The 17787-nt window shown below is 65.1% G+C and carries 16 protein-coding genes; 5 read left to right on the top strand and 11 right to left on the bottom strand.

Annotated features, from left to right (window positions below; all coding sequences use genetic code 11):
* Positions 1-179: 179 nt before the first annotated feature.
* Positions 180-1091, bottom strand: coding sequence for a LysR family transcriptional regulator (locus tag QLG02_RS08695; RefSeq protein ID WP_282464994.1), 912 nt, complete (start codon positions 1089-1091; stop codon positions 180-182).
* Positions 1092-1258: 167 nt separating this feature from the next.
* Here QLG02_RS08695 and QLG02_RS08700 point away from each other — a divergent pair, with 167 nt between their 5' ends.
* A complete protein-coding gene (locus QLG02_RS08700; protein WP_282464995.1) occupies positions 1259-2683 on the top strand; it encodes an MFS transporter in 1425 nt (474 codons plus the stop codon).
* Between the two features lie 130 nt (positions 2684-2813).
* Here QLG02_RS08700 and hslU read toward each other — a convergent pair whose 3' ends face one another.
* The 4 genes from hslU to argS form a co-directional block, all read right to left on the bottom strand.
* Positions 2814-4142, bottom strand: a complete 1329-nt coding sequence (hslU, locus tag QLG02_RS08705) for an HslU--HslV peptidase ATPase subunit (protein ID WP_024945162.1) — start codon at positions 4140-4142, stop codon at positions 2814-2816.
* A 92-nt stretch (positions 4143-4234) separates the two neighbouring features.
* Positions 4235-4768 (bottom strand): ATP-dependent protease subunit HslV, encoded by a 534-nt coding sequence (gene hslV / locus QLG02_RS08710; RefSeq protein WP_005306539.1) that lies wholly within the window; start codon positions 4766-4768, stop codon positions 4235-4237.
* Between the two features lie 187 nt (positions 4769-4955).
* Entirely contained in the window at positions 4956-5795 is an 840-nt protein-coding gene (locus QLG02_RS08715) for an SPOR domain-containing protein (RefSeq protein ID WP_042067104.1), read from the bottom strand.
* A 3-nt stretch (positions 5796-5798) separates the two neighbouring features.
* A complete protein-coding gene (argS, locus tag QLG02_RS08720) occupies positions 5799-7544 on the bottom strand; it encodes an arginine--tRNA ligase (RefSeq protein ID WP_045788812.1) in 1746 nt (581 codons plus the stop codon).
* Positions 7545-7857: 313 nt separating this feature from the next.
* Between argS and QLG02_RS08725 the strand changes: the two genes are divergently transcribed.
* The 3 genes from QLG02_RS08725 (at position 7858) to QLG02_RS08735 (ending at position 9784) form a co-directional block, all read left to right on the top strand.
* A complete protein-coding gene (locus QLG02_RS08725) occupies positions 7858-8424 on the top strand; it encodes an LON peptidase substrate-binding domain-containing protein (RefSeq protein ID WP_049045479.1) in 567 nt (188 codons plus the stop codon).
* A 132-nt stretch (positions 8425-8556) separates the two neighbouring features.
* Positions 8557-9126: a sigma-70 family RNA polymerase sigma factor gene (locus tag QLG02_RS08730; protein WP_016352315.1), complete on the top strand. Its 570-nt coding sequence runs from the start codon at positions 8557-8559 to the stop codon at positions 9124-9126.
* On the top strand, positions 9119-9784 hold the full coding sequence (locus QLG02_RS08735; protein WP_085734485.1) for a ChrR family anti-sigma-E factor: 666 nt from the start codon (positions 9119-9121) through the stop codon (positions 9782-9784). The genes QLG02_RS08730 and QLG02_RS08735 overlap by 8 nt, the downstream gene beginning before the upstream one ends.
* Before the next feature lie 61 nt (positions 9785-9845).
* On the opposite strand, the gene bacA is transcribed toward QLG02_RS08735, so the two are convergent.
* From bacA to galE, 6 genes are all read right to left on the bottom strand, one after another.
* Positions 9846-10661: an undecaprenyl-diphosphate phosphatase gene (gene bacA / locus QLG02_RS08740; RefSeq protein WP_011707770.1), complete on the bottom strand. Its 816-nt coding sequence runs from the start codon at positions 10659-10661 to the stop codon at positions 9846-9848.
* 192 nt (positions 10662-10853) lie between these two features.
* A complete protein-coding gene (locus QLG02_RS08745; protein ID WP_282464996.1) occupies positions 10854-11864 on the bottom strand; it encodes an aldo/keto reductase in 1011 nt (336 codons plus the stop codon).
* A 184-nt stretch (positions 11865-12048) separates the two neighbouring features.
* Positions 12049-13041 carry a galactose-1-epimerase gene (galM, locus tag QLG02_RS08750; RefSeq protein WP_282464997.1) on the bottom strand — a complete coding sequence of 331 codons (993 nt, stop codon included), beginning with the start codon at positions 13039-13041 and terminating at the stop codon, positions 12049-12051.
* Positions 13042-13105: 64 nt separating this feature from the next.
* Positions 13106-14254, bottom strand: coding sequence for a galactokinase (galK, locus tag QLG02_RS08755; protein ID WP_282464998.1), 1149 nt, complete (start codon positions 14252-14254; stop codon positions 13106-13108).
* The gene (locus QLG02_RS08760; protein ID WP_029302305.1) at positions 14251-15309 is read right to left on the bottom strand and encodes a UDP-glucose--hexose-1-phosphate uridylyltransferase; all 1059 of its coding nucleotides are present in this window, start codon (positions 15307-15309) and stop codon (positions 14251-14253) included. Before QLG02_RS08760 ends, galK begins: the two co-directional genes overlap by 4 nt.
* A gap of 107 nt (positions 15310-15416) precedes the next feature.
* Entirely contained in the window at positions 15417-16430 is a 1014-nt protein-coding gene (galE, locus tag QLG02_RS08765) for a UDP-glucose 4-epimerase GalE (RefSeq protein WP_282464999.1), read from the bottom strand.
* A 204-nt stretch (positions 16431-16634) separates the two neighbouring features.
* Between galE and QLG02_RS08770 the strand changes: the two genes are divergently transcribed.
* Positions 16635-17639 (top strand): substrate-binding domain-containing protein, encoded by a 1005-nt coding sequence (locus QLG02_RS08770; RefSeq protein WP_011707764.1) that lies wholly within the window; start codon positions 16635-16637, stop codon positions 17637-17639.
* Positions 17640-17787: the final 148 nt, after the last annotated feature.

Below are 17787 nucleotides of genomic sequence, written 5' to 3' on the forward strand. Positions count from 1 at the left end.
GGGTAATTCCTGATAATTCAAAGCTATACATAAATGGGTATACCAGTAGTGCAATTGGTGGCGGAATGCGGATCGGGACCACAGCAGCAGGGGCGGCCTGGCTGACCACGTAAAGCAATGCCCGTACCGCCAAAAGACGTGAAAGATTCCTTCATTGGCAGTTTGGCAAGACGAGGGGCCTACGGCAGGGGGTGGTAGGGGCGCTGGGCGCAGATGTCGCGGATGAGGGTGCGCAGCCAGCGGTGGGCCGGATCCGCGTCCAGCCGGGGATGCCAGAGCAGGGCGACCCGGATCCCGGGCAGGGTGAAGGGCAGGGGCCGTGCAACCAGATCGCCCAGCAGGGCGGCGCAGTGATGCTCCGGCACCGTGGCCACCAGATCGCTGCCGCGCACCAGCGTCAGCGCGGTGGCAAAGCCGGGTACCAGGGTGGCGACGGGGCGCGTCAGTCCCAGCTTGGCCAGCGCCTCATCGACCGGGCTGTGGGGCTGGCCGCGGCGGGACACCAGCACGTGGCGTGCCTCGGCGTAGCGGCTGGCGGTCAGCGGGCCGTCGCACAGTGGATGGCCCGGGCGCAGCACGGCGACGAAGTGGTCCTGAAACAGCGCCTGGGTACGCAACTCGGGCGCCGTGGTGGCGCTGATGACCCCGGTCTCGAAATCCAGCTCGCCGCTGCGCAGGGGGCCGCTCTCCTTGTCGGGTTTGGCCAGAAAGTGGAGCCGCACCCCCGGCGCTTCGGCGGCGAGCCGGCTCAGCAGGGTTGCGCCGAACAGTTCCACCAGCCCCTCGCTGGCGCGCAGGGTGAAGGTGCGCTCCAGCCGCGCCGGGTCGACCTCCAGCCGTGGGCGCAGCACCTCCTCGGCTTCCTGCACCAGCCGGCCGACCTGCTCGCGCAGCAGCAACGCCCTGGGAGTGGGTACCAGGCCGCGGCCGGCCCGCACCAGCAGCGGGTCGCCGGTGGTCTCCCGCAGCCTGGCCAGGGCCCGGCTCATGGCGGAGGGGCTCAAGCCCAGTCGCCTGGCCGCGCCCGCCACGCTGCCTTCGTCCAGCAGGGCATCCAGGGTGATCAGCAGGTTGAGGTCGGGAGTGCTCATGTGCATGCCTTCATCGAGGTGGGTGCAAGGGGCCAGCTTCATCATACCCGAGAATGGACTCCCTCATATGGCGTCCAGTGCATTGATAAGCTGCAACTGGTGCGTCTTCCGCCTGTTCACCGGCCCCACTAGCCTTGTTGTCATCACCCCCTTGTGGAGCCCGGATCATGTCACCCTTCACCCACGTTTTACCTCCCGCTGCGCGCCGCCTCGGTCTGCTGGCGCTTGGCCTCGCCACCCTGTTGCCCATGTTGGCGGGGAGCATGGCCAGCATGCTGCTGCCGGCACTGGGCGCGGACTTTGCCGTTCCCTTCGCCAGCTTGCAGTGGGTGCTGGTGGCCTATCTGCTTGGGCTCACCTGCCTGACGGTGGTGGCGGGCCGGCTGGGGGACAGGTTCGGCCGGCGCCGCCTGCTGCTCTGGGGCATAGGGCTGTTTGTGCTGGCCAGCCTGCTCTGCGCGCTGGCCCCGACCATCGGCTGGCTGCTCGCCGCCCGGGTGCTGCAGGGGGCGGGAGCGGCCTGCATGCTGGTGCTGTCGCTGGCCATGGTGGGCCAGCTGGTGTCGCCGGCCCGGCGTGGCCGGGGCATGGGGTTGCTCGGTACCCTCTCGGCCTGTGGCACGGCCCTCGGCCCCTCGTTTGGCGGTCTGCTGCTGGATATTGCCGGCTGGCAGCCGGCCTTTCTCGCGCTGCTGCCGATCGGCCTGCTGGCGCTGGTCTGTGGCCTGTTCGGTCTGCCTCGGGATGCGGCGTACACAGAGGGGGAGAGGCTCAATCTGGCGAGTCTGTCGCTCTTGCTGGTGGCGCTGCTCTGCTACGGGCTGGCCCTCATCTCGACGGCGGCGCTGGCCCTCTGGCTGGGGGGCGGGGCGCTGCTGGCCACCGCCTGGCTGGTGCGCAGCGAGCTGGGTACTGCTGCCCCCCTGTTGCCGCTGGCGCTGCTGGGTACCCGTCGGCTGCGCGGTGGTCTGGCGGCCAGTGCACTGGTGGCCGGCATCATGGTGCTGACCCTGCTGATCGGCCCCTTCTATCTGCCGGGGGCATTCGGGCTCGACCCGCTCACCAGCGGCTTGCTCATCTCGGGCGGGCCCCTGCTGGCGGCACTGACCGGGCTGCCCGCCGGCTGGCTGGTGGACAGGGTCGGCGCCATCACAGTGGTGCGGCTGGGCTTGCTGCTGATGAGCTGCGCCGTGGCCTTGCTGGCGGTGCTCAGCCCAGCCCTTGGCCCGCTCGGCTATCTGCTGCCGATCCTGTTGCTGACCGCCGGCTATGCCCTGTTTCAGACCGCCAACAACAGCGCCGTGATCGGTGGCAGCGGCGGACTGGCCCGCGGTGCCGTGGCCGGGTTGCTGACCCTGGCGCGCAATCTGGGTCAGCTGATGGGGGCGGCCGGGCTCGGCGCCCTGTTTGCCGGCCTGGCGGGAGGGGGCGATCCGGCCGTCGCCAGTGCCAGCGAGCTGCACCTCGCCATGCAGGCCAGCTTCGCCCTGAGCGGCGTGTTGTTGCTGGCCGCGCTCTGGCTGGCGGGAAGAGACCTGTGCAGTGTGCCAGGCGATGCGACCCGGGCAGGCTGTGAGTCGGGAGGGGGCTGAAAACAAAGACGCCTCCACAGGGGAGGCGTCTTGCTATGAGATTGAGCTGTTCGCTTACAGGATATTAAACCGCTCAGCTCTTCGTTCTCGATTTACAGGATATTAAACCGCTCAGCTCCTCGTTCTCGATTTACAGGATAAAGCGGCTCAGATCCTCGTCTTCAATCAGTTTGCCGAGGTGGGCGTTGACGTAGTCGGTGTCGATGACGAAGGTCTCGCCGGACTTCTCGGAGGCGTCGTAGGAGATGTCTTCCATCAGGCGCTCCATCACGGTGTGCAGGCGGCGGGCACCGATGTTTTCGGTGCGCTCGTTGACCTGCCAGGCCGCTTCGGCCAGACGGCGGATGCCATCCTTGGTGAACTCGATCTTGACCCCTTCGGTGGCCATCAGCGCCTGGTACTGATCGGTCAGCGAGGCGTTCGGCTCGGTCAGGATCCGCTCGAAGTCATCGGTGGTCAGCGCGGTCAGCTCGACCCGGATCGGCAGGCGGCCCTGCAGCTCGGGGATAAGATCTGACGGCTTGGCGATCTGGAAGGCGCCGGAGGCGACAAACAGGATGTGGTCGGTCTTGACCATGCCGTGCTTGGTGTTGACGGTGCAGCCCTCGACCAGCGGCAGCAAGTCGCGCTGTACCCCTTCACGGGAGACGTCGGGGCCTGAGCTCTCGCCGCGCTTGCAGATCTTGTCGATCTCGTCGAGGAAGACGATGCCGTTGTTCTCGACCGCGGCGATGGCTTTCTGCTTCAGCTCTTCCGGATTGACCAGGCGGGCCGCTTCCTCTTCGATCAGCGCCTTCATGGCCTCTTTGACCTTGATCTTGCGCTTCTTCTTCTGGTTCTGGCCCAGGTTCTGGAACAGCCCCTGCAACTGGTTGGCCATCTCTTCCATGCCCGGCGGGGTCATGATTTCGACGCCCATCGGGGAGGCGGAGAGCTCCAGTTCGATCTCCTTGTCATCCAGCTGACCTTCCCGCAGTTTCTTGCGGAAGATCTGGCGGGTGTTGGAGTTGTCGGCTTTCTCTTCCTCGCCCCAGCTGTTGCGCGGGTTGGGCAGCAGGGCGTCGAGGATGCGCTCTTCGGCGGCTTCCTCGGCGCGGTATTTCATCTTCTCCATCTCGGTTTCGCGCACCAGCTTGATGGCGGCATCGGTCAGATCGCGGATGATGCTGTCCACTTCCTTGCCGACATAGCCCACTTCGGTGAACTTGGTCGCTTCCACCTTGATGAAGGGGGCGTTGGCCAGCTTGGCCAGACGACGGGCGATCTCGGTCTTGCCGACGCCGGTCGGGCCGATCATCAGGATGTTTTTCGGGGTCACTTCATGGCGCATCTCTTCATCGAGTTGCATCCGGCGCCAGCGGTTGCGCAGGGCGACGGCGACCGCGCGCTTGGCATCGGCCTGGCCGATGATGTGACGATCCAGCTCGTGGACGATTTCTCTCGGGGTCATCTCGGACATGATGGCGTTCCTGTATCCGGGGCGGGCAGGGCCCACCCCTTGGAAAATGGGGTTTGGCTGGCGGCCTTATTTGGCGGCCCTATTTCGCCGACTTATTTAGCTGAATAATCCAGCACTTCGATGGTGTGGTTGCCATTGGTGAACACACAGATGTCGCCCGCAATCTTGAGGGACTTCTCGACGATGCTCTTGGCATCGAGCTCGGTGTTCTCCAGCAGGGCGATGGCGGCGGACTGGGCAAAGTTGCCGCCGCTGCCGATGGCGATGAGATCGTGTTCCGGCTGCACCACGTCACCGTTGCCGGTGATGATGAAGGATTTGTGCTCGTCGGCGACGGCCAGCAGGGCCTCGAGGCGGCGCAGGGCGCGATCGGTGCGCCAGTCCTTGGCCAGCGCCACGGCGGCGCGCTCCAGGTTGCCCTGATGGGCCTGCAGTTTGGCTTCGAAGCGCTCGAGCAGGGTGAAGGCGTCGGCAGTACCGCCGGCGAAACCAGCCAGTACCTTGCCGTTGTAGAGGCGATGAACCTTGCGGGCGTTGCCCTTCATGACGGTGTTGCCAAGGGAAACCTGGCCATCGCCACCGATGACGACCTGACCGTTGCGGCGAACTGAAACTATGGTAGTCACTTTACTTACCTCGCTTGAGCCGAATGACGGCCTGACTGTGCATGGCAAGAAAGATGGGGATGGCAAACCGGCTTTTCAAGCCTGCGGTGTGGCGAGACCAACGGGGTGAGAGAGGAGCGGTGGCAAGTGGCACCAAAAGAAACAGGGCCGGGTGTTGCCACCCGGCCCTGTGGTATGGACGCGGCGATCAGCCCTTCTTGGGGATGCAGCCGCTGATGCCGGAGCCCTGCAGCTTGCGGTTGGCCGCATCGGCCGCCGCCTTGCCGCTGAAGGGACCGACCATCACCTTGTAGACGGCGCCACCGGCCCCGTTGACCACCTGCAGGCTGGAAGAGAGCCCGGCGGTGAAGGCGATACGCGCCTTGAGCGATTCGGCGGAATCCTGCGAGCGCAGCGCGGCGCACTGCATCATGTAGCGTTCGTTGTCGGCCGTCGCGGGCGGGGTCGCCGCCTTGGCCTTGGCGGCCTCGGCCCGTTCCCGCTCCAGTTCGGCGCGCAGCTCCCGCTCCATCCGATCCCGTTCGGCCTTGCGGTCGATCACCTGCTCCTGGGCACTGGTCACCGGTGCGCCGGTGGCCGGCTTGGCCGGTTGTACCGGTTGCGGCTTGTAGGGCTGCACTTGACCGATGGGGGTACCCGGCTGAGGAATGTCGGTCGGCACCGGTTGCGGCAGCTTCTCCGGCTGCAGGGTCATGGTTTCCGCCGGCGGTGGTGGCAGCACGCCCGGCTGGGGCGGCGGCTCGGTGATATCGACCTGCTTGTTCTCCAGCCGTTCGATATAGCTCCACTTCTCCTGCGGCAGACCGTTGTTCTGTGCCTTGGGCTTGTTGGCTTTCACCTGCTCTTCGATGGTCGGGGCATCATGACCCTTGCCACTGATGGTGTAGAGGAAGCCGCCGAACCCTGCCAGCAGCGCCCCGGCCAGCAGGGCCGGGATAACAGGAAAGCGGCGAGGTGCCGCTTTCTTGGTGTTGCGACCACCCGCCCGACGTCGCGGGCGGCTGCCGACATAATCCCGGGTCGCCATCTATTACATGCGCTCCAGGGTGTGGATGCCCAGTACGCCCAGACCCAGCTTGAGGACCTTGGCGGTGGCGGCGCACAGCAGCAGACGGCTCTGACGGGTCGCTTCGTCGACGCCATCCTTGTTGATCGGGCAGGCTTCGTAGAAGGTCATGAAGTTGCCGGACAGCTCGTACAGATAGGTACAGAGCAGGTGCGGCATGCCCTTGTCCGCCACGCCGTTGACCGCGTCGGAGAACTGGATCAGCTTCTGGGCCAGCACCTCTTCCGCTTCCTCGCTGAGGATCACATGACCGCTCAGGGTGTCGGCATCGACGCCGGCCTTGCGGAAGATGGACTGGATACGGGTGTAGGCGTACTGCAGGTACGGCGCCGTGTTGCCTTCAAAGGAGAGCATCAGATCCCAGTCGAAGATGTAGTCGGTGGTACGGTTCTTGGAGAGATCCGCATACTTGACCGCGCCCATGGCGATGGCGTGCACCACCTGGGCCTTCTCTTCGGCGGAGAGGTCGCTGTTGCGGCTCTCCAGCAGGGCGCTGGCGCGCTCTTCGGCTTCGTTCAGCAGTTCGACCAGCTTGACGGTACCGCCGGAACGGGTCTTGTAGGGACGGCCGTCCTTGCCCAGCATCATGCCGAAGGCGTGGTGCTCGAGCGGTACGGATTCCGGCACATAGCCCGCCTTGCGGGTGATGGTCCAGGCCTGCATCAGGTGCTGGTGCTGACGGGAGTCGATGAAGTACATCACCCGGTCGGCGCCCAGGGTTTCGTAACGGTATTTGGCACAGGCGATGTCGGTGGTGGTGTAGAGGAAACCGCCATCGCTCTTCTGGATGATGACGCCCATGGGCTCGCCATCCTTGTTCTTGTACTCGTCCAGGAAGACGACGGTGGCGCCTTCGCTCTCGACCGCCAGGCCGCGCGCTTTCAGATCGGCGACGATCTCCGGCAGCATGTCGTTGTACATGGACTCGCCCATGATGTCCTTGTTGGTCAGGGAGACATTCAGGCGGTCGTAGTTGCGCTGGTTCTGCTCCATGGTCATGTCGACCAGCTTCTTCCACATGGTGCGGCAGTACTCATCGCCGCCCTGCAGCTTGACCACGTAGTTGCGCGCGCGCTCGGCGAAGGCTTCGTCTTCGTCGTAGTGGCGCTTGGCCTGGGTGTAGAAGGCTTCCAGATCGCGCAGCTCCATGTCGGAGGCGTGCTCGTTGGCCATCTTCTCCAGATAGGCGATCAGCATGCCGAACTGGGTACCCCAGTCGCCGATGTGGTTGGCACGCACCACCTTGTGGCCGAGGAACTCCAGCGCGCGGGCGGCCACGTCACCGAGGACGGTGGAACGAATGTGGTGCACCGCCATCTCCTTGGCCACGTTGGGGGCGGAGTAGTCCACCACCACGGTCTGCGGCACCGGCAGCTTCACGTTGGCGTTGGCAGAGGCGACCATGGCCTCCACCTGACCAGCCAGCCAGCTCGGGTCGAAGAAGAAGTTGATGAAGCCGGGGCCGGCGATCTCGACCTTGGCGATCAGATCGGAGGCGGGCAGGTGCTCGATGATGGCAGCGGCCAGCTCACGGGGATTCTTGCGGGCCGGTTTGGCCAGCAGCATGGCCAGGTTGGTGGCCAGGTCGCCGTGAGCCTTCTCCTTGCATCGGTCTACTTGCACGCGGGCTTCCAGGTCCGCCGGCAGGACGCCTGCTGACTTCAGATTGGCTACCGTTTGTTCAAGTAGATGATGAATATGCTCTTTCATAACTGACCACCAAGGTTGCGCGTCGAAAAATGACTGATATATAAGGGCGTGAATTTTACCCGCATCGGCCCGAGAAAACTATAGGGACGGCCCGCCGGAGTTGGACGGGCGGATATTTCACTGCATTTGGCACCGTAATCCAGAATATTGGACGGAAATTGTGGTGCTTATCCATTTCTACTGCATATCGAAGCGGCTTGTCCAGGCTATTTTCCCCTGATTGTTAAGGGGTTTTTTATTCCAACTCGTTCTGAATGATCTGCCCCGTCGGCACGGTCGTATCAACAGGGACCTTTTACCGAGGAATCTGTCGATGAAACTGGCGCTGTTTCCCCTCTCGGCCCATTTGCTGCCCGGTGGCATCATGCCGCTGCGCATCTTCGAGCCCAGATACCAGCGCATGATCGCCCAGGCGGGAGATCAGGGCTTCGCCCTCTGCATGCTGGATCCCCGCCAGCCCGATGCGCTGCGCAACATGTACCCCATCGCCACCCGGGTGCGGATCGTCGACTTCGATCAACTGCCGGACGGTCTGCTCGGCATCACAGTGCTCGGCATGGAGCGGGTCAGGATCACCGATCTGTGGCAGGAGGCAGACGGCTTGCGGATCGGGGAGGTGGAGCAGTTGCCCCCCTGGCGTACCGGCCGGCTCAATGCCGACCAGCACTCGCTGGCCAGGGCGCTGCAGGAGGTGTTCGAGGACTACCCGGAATACGCGGCCCTCTATCGCAACCCCGACTGGGGCGATGCCAGCTGGGTGGCCCAGCGCTGGCTGGAGGTGCTGCCGATCCCGGTGGAGCAGAAGCAGTGGCTGGTGGCGGCGGAAGACAACCAGCCGGCGCTCTCCCTGCTGAGCGGGTTGCTGGTCGCTAGCCACTGAGCCCTCTTTGATACGGCACCGGTGATCCTTTTGCCGCGGCGCACGTATTGGCACTCATCACCCTCTTCAAGGTACGGCGCCATGGCATATACTGGCCAATCACAATCGACTCCGCACAGGATATCGCCCCCTATGGATGACCCCGCCGGCGATCTGAAATCCCTGCTGGTGCGGGTGGCCGAGCATGGCGACAAGGCCGCCTTCGCCACCCTGTTCCAGCACTTTGCCCCGCGCATCCGCAGCTACGGGCTGCGCCACCTCGGCAGCGAGGCCAACGCCATGGAGCTGGTGCAGGAGACCATGCTGCTGGTGTGGCAGAAGGCCCGGCTCTATCACCCCGACAAGGGGGCTGCCACCACCTGGATCTACACCGTGATGCGCAATCAGGGCTTCGATATGCTGCGCCGGCGCCGCGCCAGCAAGGAAGAGCTGTGTGCCGAGGAGCTGTGGCCCATGCTGGAGTTCAGGGCGGAAGAGGAGCACCTGAGCGGCGGCGAAGACGCCGTGCTGACCCGCCAGATGGCCCATTACGTCGGCACCCTGCCGGAACCGCAGCAGCAGGTGGTGCGCGGCATCTACCTGCAGGAGCTCTCCCAGCAGGAGCTGGCAGACCGGCTCGGCGTGCCGCTCGGCACCATCAAATCCCGCCTCAGACTGGCATTACAAAAATTGAAGGAACAAGTGGAGCAAGGCCATGATTAAAGCCCATCCCGTTCAGGCCATGTTGCGCGCCTTTGCCGCCGACGAACTGCCCCTGCCGCTGGCCGTCGGCGTTTCCGCTCACTGCGAGCTCTGCCCCGATTGCGCGGCCCGGCTGCGGGCCTGCGAAGAGGAGCTGGCCCGGCAATACCTGGCGCCGGCCGAAGAGTGCGAGCCGCTGCCGGCGGCGTTCGATGCCATGCTGGCCGGCATCCTGCAGCAGCCGGTGGCCAGTGCCGCCGCGCTGAGTCAGTCGGCGGCGGTCCAGCCTGAGCTGCAGGTGGCGGGCCAGTCGTACCGGTTGCCGCGGGTGCTGGCCCGTCACCACGCCCCCAGCTGGCGCCACATCGGCGCCATCCGGCAGGTGAGCCTGCCGCTCGACGAGCAGGGGGCCCGCGCCAGCCTGCTGCACATCGAGGCGGGCGGCCGCATCCCGGAGCACACCCACAAGGGCTATGAGCTGACCCTGCTGCTGGCAGGCACCATCGAAGATGGCGACACCCGCTATCAGGCGGGGGACTTCATCTGGCGTGATGCCAGCCACGCCCACAGTCCGCACACCCCGGACGGCTGCCTCTGCTACACGGTGCAGGACGCGCCGGTCCAGTTCACCAAGGGGCTGTCGCGGCTGCTCAACGGCATCAGCCATCGCCTCTACTGAGCCATGGCGGCAATAAAAAAGGGACCCTCGAGGTCCCTTTTTGCATGGTGTCGCGGCCGGATCAGGCGACGAACACCAGATAGACGGCGAAGGCCACCACGAAGCGGTAGATGGCGAACGGGATGAAGTCGAGGCGACGGATCAGCGCCAGGAAGGTCTTGATGGCGATCATGGCCACCACGAAGGCGGTGATGAAACCCACCGCGAACATGGGGAAGTCGGCCATGGAGAGCAGATCCCGGCTCTTGTAGAGATCCAGCCCGCTGGCCGCCACCATCATGGGCACCGCCAGGATGAAGGAGAACTCGGCCGCCGCCTGACGGCTGATCCCCATCAGCATGCCGCCGCTGATGGTGGCACCGGAGCGGGAGAAACCGGGCCAGAGCGCCAGGCACTGGAACAGACCGATGCCGAGCGCCTGCTTGTAGCTGATGTCGTCCAGGGTTTCGGAGCGCACTGCCGGGCGGAACTTCTCGGCGATGATCAGCAGGATGCCGCCGGCCACCAGGGCGTACATCACGGTTTGCGGGCCGAACAGATGAGCCTTGATCCAGCTGTGGATTGCGAGGCCGATGATCACGGCGGGCAGCATGCCGAGGATGATGTGCACCAGCGAGAGGGTGGCGTGTCCCTGCGCCGGTTTCTGGCCGAAGTGGATGCCGATCAGGCCAAACAGGCGGCGCCAGAACACGGCGACCACCGCCAGGATGGAGCCCATCTGGATCACCACTTCGAAGGTGGCAGCCTTGGGTCCGTCGAAGCCAAGCAGGTGGCCGACGATGATCATGTGGCCGGTGGAGGAGACGGGGAGGAACTCGGTCAGGCCCTCCACTATGCCCAGCACGAAGGCGACAAACAGGGCGTAAGACTCTGTCATGTTTCAGATCTCTTGATTATTGGTCCGGATGAAGTCGGCCCCGAGCCGAGCCAGGGGCGACCAATGATGGAGGAAAATCGGGCGGGCAACCAGTGAATATTGTGTCGGTGGCAGGCCCCGCCGACGGGATCGACGGCGGGGCCATGGGTTTTCGTTCGGGTCAGATTTGTTCGCTGTCGGCATCGGCCCCGATCAGGCGGTGCCCTGGCTGGCCAGGATCCCCTCGATTTGCTGCAGCAGCGCCGCATCCAGCGGGGGTTTGGCCTGGGCTTCCACCGCGCTGACAATCTGCTGCGGGCTGCTGGCACCGATCAGGGCGCAGCTCACCACAGAGTCGCGCAGGACCCACTGCAGCGCCAGTTGCGACAGCGGTTGGCCCCGCTGCTGCGCCAGCGCATGCAGGGCACGGATGGTGGCCAGCTTGCCGGCGGTGATCTGTTCGGGCTTGAGGAAGGGGCTGGCACTGGCGGCGCGCGAATCCGCTGGAATGCCGGCCAGGTAGCGATCGCTCAGCAGCCCGCCGGCCAGCGGGGAGAAGGCGACCACCCCCATGCCGTGTTCGCGGCAGGCCGGCAGGGTTTCGGCTTCAATATCGCGCTGGAACAGGGAGTATTTGAGCTGATTGACCAGACAGGGGGTGCCCAGCTCCGCCAGCCGGGCGGCGGCCTGCGCGGCGAGCGGGGCCGGGTAGTTGGAGAGGCCGACGTAGAGCGCCTTGCCCTGACGTACCATCAGGGCCAGCGCCTGACAGGTCTCTTCCAGCGGGGTGCGAGGATCCGGCCTGTGGTGATAGAAGATGTCCACGTAGTCGAGGCCGAGTCGGCGCAGGCTCTGGTGCAGGCTGGCAAACAGGTATTTGGCGCTGCCGCCATCGCCGTAGGGGCCATCCCACATGATGTACCCCGCCTTGCTGGCGATGATGAGCTCGTCTCGATAGGGGGCCAGGCTACCCTTGAGCAGCTTGCCGAAGGTGATCTCGGCCGACCCCGGCGGCGGCCCGTAGTTGTTGGCCAGGTCGAAGTGGGTGATGCCCAGATCGAACGCCTGGTGCACCATGGTTTTTGCGGTGGCGGGATCGCACTCGGCGCCGAAGTTGTGCCAGAGGCCGAGACCGATGCCGGGCAGGCGCAGGCCGTGGCGACCGGCGGGTCGATAGGGCTGGCGCTGATAGCGGTCGGGGGCGGCGAGGTAGTGATCATCCATAACGACTCCTTGCGTGGACTTGTGTGCGAGCGGATGTGACGGGTGACCCCGCGCCCTCTTCATCCGCCATATCGGCGTGGGGAAGATCGCGCGGGGCCAGCGTGTAGCCAGAGTGCCGCGAAACGGTGACGCCGCCCCGGCCGCGCCTGTGGTAGTCAGCGCAGGCTTGGCGGAGGGCGCCGGGTCAGCCGGCGGCGATAAAGCGATAACGGGTCTGGTGGCGATAGGTCTGCCCCGGCAACAGCCAGGGATCCCCCAGCTCGGGCCGGTTGGGGCTGTCCGGCAGCTGCTGGGCCTCCAGACAGAAGCCGGCGTGATCCTGATGGAGTCGGCCATCGCATGCCGGCGTATTGGCCAGCCAGTTGCCGGTGTAGAACTGCAGCGAGGGCTGGTTGGTGTAGACCTCCATCGCCAGCTGGCGATCCCCCGCGACCACCCGTGCCGCCCATTCGGCACTCGGCCCGTTGAGCACGAAGGCGTGGTCATACCCCTTGGCCTGTTGCTGCTGAGGGTGGCTCAGCCAATCTTGTCCGATAAGGCGCTCGTGGCGCAGATCGAACGGCCCTTCCACCGGTGCGATCGCGAGTGGCAGCCCGCTTTGGTCGGTCGGCAGGAAACGGTCGGCATTGAGGCGGATGAGGTGGTCGCGCACATCGCCGCCGGTGGCTTGCCCATCGAGATTGAAGTAGGTGTGGCTGGTGAGGCTGACCGGGGTGGCGGCATCCGTGCTGGCGACGAAATCCACCACCAGATCGCATTGCTCCAGCCGGTACTCCAGCGTGACCCGCAGGTTGCCGGGAAAGCCCTGATCCCCCGCCCGGGAGAGCAGGGTCAGTCTGACCCGGTCCGCCTCCCGCTCCTTGATCTGCCAGTGCTGGCGATGAAACCCCGCCCGCCCGCCGTGCAGGCAGTGGGGCGACTGGTTGGCATCCAGCGGCCAACGCTGGCCATCGCGCAGCAGCTCGGCGTTGCCGATGCGGTTGGCAAAGCGCCCCGCTACCGCCCCCAGCCACACCTGCTGAACGGGGTAGGCCTCATCGGCGCAGCCCAGCAACACTTCGCGGCGCCCGCCCGCCACCGGCAGGGTGAGGGAGGTGAGGGTGGCGCCGAAATCGAGGCCGCGCAGGCGCAGCCCCTCCTCGCTTTCAAGCTCGAACGGGATCATGGCATCGCTCATAGTCTGCCTGCACCTGTGTTGCCGATCCGGCAGACGTCGCCGTCGGTCTGCATCATCAATGGGCTCATAGTTTTCCTGCCCCTGCGCTGGCGCGGCAGACGTAGCTGTCGGCCTTGAGGCCGAAGCGGGCCGGGTACTCGGCATCGACCGCAGCGATCACCTCGGCCACCTTGTCGGGGTGCAGCAGGGCGACCACGCAGCCACCGAAGCCGCCGCCGGTCATCCGCACGCCGCCCTCGGTGCCGATCCTGGCCTTGATGATCTCCACCAGACCATCGATGGCGGGCACGGTAATTTCGAAGTCATCGCGCATGGCGGCGTGGGAGTCGGCCATCAGCTCGCCGAGGCGCACCAGATCCCCTTGCGCCAACGCATCGGCGGCGGCCAGGGTGCGGCTGTTGTCGCCCACCACGTGACGGGCACGGCGGTAGCAGACCTCATCCAGCCCGGCCTTGCTCGCTTCCAGCGCCGCCAGATCCAGATCGCGCAGCGCCTGGACCCCGTAGTGACGGGCGGCGGCTTCGCACTGCTGGCGGCGGGTGTTGTATTCACTGTCCACCAGGCCGCGGCGCACGTTGGAGTTGACGATCAGCACCGCCAGATCGGTGGGCATGGGGATGAGCCGGGTTTCCAGCGAGCGACAGTCGAGCAGCAGGGCATGATCCTGTTTGCCGCTGGCGGAGATCATCTGGTCCATGATGCCGCAGTTGCAGCCGACGAACTGGTTCTCCGCCTGCTGGCCGTTGAGGGCAATCTCGGCCTGCGTGATGGCGAGCCCCAGTGCCTCCTTGAAAGCCTGGCCGATGGCCACCTCCAGCGAGGCGGAAGAGGAGAGGCCGGCCCCCTGCGGCACGTTGCCGGAGACCACCAGATTGAGGCCGCGCAGGGCATAGCCCCGCTCCTGCAGGTACTTCACCACCCCGCGGATGTAGTCGCTCCAGCGCTGGTCGGCATGGTGGCCGATGGGCTGGTCGAGATCGAACAGGTCGCGCTGGTTGCCGTAGTCGGCGGCGATCACGTGCACCAGGCTGTCGTCGCGCAGGCCGATGGCGACGCAGGTCTCGTAGTCGATGGCGCAGGGCAGCACGAAGCCGTCGTTGTAGTCGGTGTGCTCGCCGATGAGGTTGACGCGGCCGGGGGCTCGCACCAGCAGGTCGGGTTGTTGCTCAAACTGCTCGGCAAACACGGCGCTGACGCGCTGGCTCGGGGTCATAGGGCCTCCTCGTTGGCCTGATTGGTCTGGTTGTAATGAATGGGGGAAAGCGCGCGCAGCCGTTCCGCGGCTTGCTCGGGAGTGAGATCACGCTGGGTCTCGGCCAGCATCTCGAAGCCCACCATGAATTTGCGCACCGTGGCGGAGCGCAGCAGCGGCGGATAGAAGTGGGCATGCAGTTGCCACGCCTCTGGGCAGTCGGAGCGGGGCGGGGCAAAGTGCCAGCCCATGGAGTAGGGGAAGCTGCACTCGAACAGGTTGTCGTAGCGGCTGGTGAGCTCCTTGAGCGCGATGGCCAGATCCTGCTGCAGCTCGGGAGTGAGGTCGAGCAGAGAGGGAACGTGGCGCTTGGGCAGCAGCAGGGTCTCGAACGGCCAGGCCGCCCAGAAGGGAACTACCGCCAGCCAGTGGGCGGTCTCCACCACGATACGGGATCTGTCTTTGAGCTCCCGCTCCACGTAGTCGACCAGCAGCGGGCGGCCGTGCTCCGCCAGCCAGTCGCGCTGGTGCTGCTCTTCGCGGGCAATTTCATTGGGCAGGAAGTCGCTGCCCCACAGCTGACCGTGGGGATGAGGGTTGGAGCAACCCATGACGGCGCCCTTGTTTTCAAACACCTGCACCCACTCCCACTGGGCCGACAGCTCGGCCACCTGCTCCATCCAGGTGGTGATCACCTGCTCGATGGCAGGCAGGGGCAGTTCGGGTAGGGTCTTGCCGTGATCCGGCGAGAAGCAGATGACCCGGCTGGTGCCACGGGCGGCTTCCAGCTTGAGCAGGGGATCCTGCTGGCCACTGGCGGCCGGGGTGTCCTGCATCAGGGCGGCGAAGTCGTTGGTAAAGACGAAGGTGTCTCGATAGTCGGGATTCTGGTCGCCGGTGACGCGCTTGTTGCCGGCACAGAGGAAGCAGTCGGGATCATGGGCCTGGCTCGGCGCCTGGCTCACCTTCTCGACCTGGCCCTGCCAGGGGCGCTTGGCCCTGTGAGGGGAGACCAGCACGTATTGGCCGGTCAGCGGGTTGAAACGACGGTGGGGGTGATCAACCGGGTTGAACATCATCACTCCTCAAGCTCAATAAAAGGAATTGCGGGCAGTGATGAGGGCGGGTGCGCCGCTCATCTGTGGCCCCTCTCCCGTGATGGGAGAAGGGTGCAAAACGGACATCACGCCTCGTACCCCTGGGGGTTGGCGGATTGCCAGCGCCAGCTGTCGGCGCACATGGCGGCCAGATCCCGCCGGGCACGCCAGCCCAGCTCGCGTTCGGCCTTGGCGGGATCGGCCCAGCATTCGGCGATGTCGCCGGGGCGTCTTGGTTCGATGCGATAGGGCAAGGGGCGGCCGCTGGCCGCCTCGAACGCCGCGACCATCTGCAGCACGCTCTGGCCCTGGCCCGTGCCCAGGTTGTAGACATGCACGCCGCCCTGGCTGGCGCAGTGCTGCAACGCCTTGACGTGCCCCTCGGCGAGATCCATCACGTGGATGTAGTCGCGCACGCCGGTGCCGTCGACGGTGGGGTAATCGTTACCAAAGATGGAAAGGCAGTCGCGCCGGCCGATGGCGACCTGGGTCAAAAACGGCATGAGGTTGTTGGGGATCCCCTGGGGATCTTCCCCCATGGTGCCCGACTCGTGGGCGCCAACCGGGTTGAAGTAGCGCAGCAGGGTCATGCTCCAGTGCGGCTCGGCCCGTTGCAGATCCTCGAGGATCTCTTCGATGATCAGCTTGGAGCGGCCGTAGGGGTTGGTGGCGCTGCGCGGGAAATCCTCCCGGATGGGGGTGCTGGCCGGGTCGCCGTAGACGGTGGCCGACGAGCTGAACACCAGGTTATGGACGCCGGCCCGCTGCATCGCTTGCAGCAATACCAGGGTGCCGCTCAGGTTGTTCTCGTAGTATGCTAGGGGGAGGCGGGTGGACTCGCCGACCGCCTTGAGGGCGGCGAAGTGGATCACGGCGTCGATCCGTTGCTCGCTGAAGATGCGATCCAGCAGAGCCGGGTCACGGATGTCCCCCTGATAGAAGCGGGGCTCGCGCCCGCTGATGGCGGCGATGCGAGCCAGTACGCCCGCCTTGCTGTTGCAGAGGTTGTCCACCACCACGGGCTCCATGCCAGCCGCTTGCAGTGCCAGGCAGGTGTGGCTGCCGATGTAGCCGCAGCCGCCGGTGACCAGTACTTTCATCCTCATCTCCACGCTGAAAAAAGCCTGTGAAGGAGTCTAGCCGAGGGGCCGGCGGGCAAACTGTGAACTGGCTAACAAATATGTGTAAACGATTACACTTGTTTTGATGGTCATCATTTCAGCAATATGGTTTTCCCCCCTGTTATCAGTGACATTGCTCGGTATAATGGCGCCATCCCGAGCCGTGAAATAAGTGAAAACAGCATGAGTACCATCAAGGATGTCGCCCGTTTGGCCAACGTATCGGTGGCAACGGTTTCACGGGTGATGAACAACTCACCCAAGGCCAGCGCCGCCTCCCGCGAGGTGGTACAGAAGGCCATGGCCGAACTGGGCTACACCCCGAATGCCAACGCGCGGGCACTGGTCAGCCAGACCTGTGACACCATGGGGGTACTGGTGGGCGACGTGGCGGATCCCTTCTTCGGCGCCCTGGTCAAGGGGGTGGCCGCGGTGGCGGTGGAACAGGGTCTGCACCTGTTGATGGGTAATGGTTTTCACAAGGCTCGGCAGGAGCGCGAATCCATCGAACTGCTGATCGGCAAGCGCTGTGAGGCGCTGGTGGTGCACAGCAAGGCGCTGAGCGACGAGGAGCTGATCGACTACGCGCTGCGGGTGCCCGGCATGGTGCTGATCAACCGCGACATCCCGGCGCTCAAGGGGCGCTGCATCGCCCTCAACAACCGGCAGGGGGCCGCCACGGCGACCCGCCATCTGCTGGAGCTGGGCCACCGCCACATCGCCTTCCTCAGTTCGGATCACGCCATCGAAGATGCCATCCTGCGGCTGCAGGGCTATCAGGATGCGCTGGCCGAGGCGGGGCTGCGGGCCGATCCCGAGCTGGTGGAGAGCGGCATGCCCAACGAGGAGGGCGGCGAGCGCGCCATGCTCAACTTGCTGGCCAAGGGGTTGCCCATCACGGCCGTGGTGGCCTACAACGATGCCATGGCGGCGGGGGCCATCTCGGTGCTGGCGGACAACGGCCTCAAGGTGCCGGAGGAGGTGTCGGTGGTAGGCTTCGATGACATCATCTATGCCAGATACCTGCGCCCCAAGCTCTCCACCATGCGCTATCCGGTTGAACTGATGGCAGCCCAGGCGGCCAAGCTGGCTCTGCAGCTGGCGGCGGGCGAAAGCGAGGCGGTGCAGAGTCGCATTTACACCCCGACCCTGATCAACCGCCACTCGGTGGCTCCCGTTCGAAGCTGATCCCTTTCATTTATCTCCGTTTATCGCTCCGGATCGCCGTTTTTGCGGCGCGTGATCCGGAGCCTTGGTCTTTTACCTGCATTTAGCGCATTTTTACCCTGTTTTACTTAACAAATTTAGTGTAATCGTTTACATCTGTGTGAGCGAG

Origin of the sequence: Aeromonas sp. V90_14 (genome assembly GCF_029967615.1) — a bacterium.
Classification (GTDB): domain Bacteria; phylum Pseudomonadota; class Gammaproteobacteria; order Enterobacterales; family Aeromonadaceae; genus Aeromonas; species Aeromonas hydrophila.

Excerpts from the sequence above, each read along its gene's own strand:
- galE (WP_282464999.1), bottom strand. The coding sequence starts at position 16,430 with ATGAAAGTACTGGTCACCGGCGGCTGCGGCTACATCGGCAGCCACACC.
- QLG02_RS08745 (WP_282464996.1), bottom strand. The coding sequence starts at position 11,864 with ATGGATGATCACTACCTCGCCGCCCCCGACCGCTATCAGCGCCAGCCC.
- QLG02_RS08760 (WP_029302305.1), bottom strand. The coding sequence starts at position 15,309 with ATGTTCAACCCGGTTGATCACCCCCACCGTCGTTTCAACCCGCTGACC.
- QLG02_RS08695 (WP_282464994.1), bottom strand. The coding sequence starts at position 1,091 with ATGAGCACTCCCGACCTCAACCTGCTGATCACCCTGGATGCCCTGCTG.
- QLG02_RS08730 (WP_016352315.1), top strand. The coding sequence starts at position 8,557 with ATGGATGACCCCGCCGGCGATCTGAAATCCCTGCTGGTGCGGGTGGCC.
- QLG02_RS08725 (WP_049045479.1), top strand. The coding sequence starts at position 7,858 with ATGAAACTGGCGCTGTTTCCCCTCTCGGCCCATTTGCTGCCCGGTGGC.
- bacA (WP_011707770.1), bottom strand. The coding sequence starts at position 10,661 with ATGACAGAGTCTTACGCCCTGTTTGTCGCCTTCGTGCTGGGCATAGTG.
- galM (WP_282464997.1), bottom strand. The coding sequence starts at position 13,041 with ATGAGCGATGCCATGATCCCGTTCGAGCTTGAAAGCGAGGAGGGGCTG.
- QLG02_RS08735 (WP_085734485.1), top strand. The coding sequence starts at position 9,119 with ATGATTAAAGCCCATCCCGTTCAGGCCATGTTGCGCGCCTTTGCCGCC.
- QLG02_RS08700 (WP_282464995.1), top strand. The coding sequence starts at position 1,259 with ATGTCACCCTTCACCCACGTTTTACCTCCCGCTGCGCGCCGCCTCGGT.
- QLG02_RS08770 (WP_011707764.1), top strand. The coding sequence starts at position 16,635 with ATGAGTACCATCAAGGATGTCGCCCGTTTGGCCAACGTATCGGTGGCA.
- argS (WP_045788812.1), bottom strand. The coding sequence starts at position 7,544 with ATGAAAGAGCATATTCATCATCTACTTGAACAAACGGTAGCCAATCTG.
- galK (WP_282464998.1), bottom strand. The coding sequence starts at position 14,254 with ATGACCCCGAGCCAGCGCGTCAGCGCCGTGTTTGCCGAGCAGTTTGAG.
- hslU (WP_024945162.1), bottom strand. The coding sequence starts at position 4,142 with ATGTCCGAGATGACCCCGAGAGAAATCGTCCACGAGCTGGATCGTCAC.
- QLG02_RS08715 (WP_042067104.1), bottom strand. The coding sequence starts at position 5,795 with ATGGCGACCCGGGATTATGTCGGCAGCCGCCCGCGACGTCGGGCGGGT.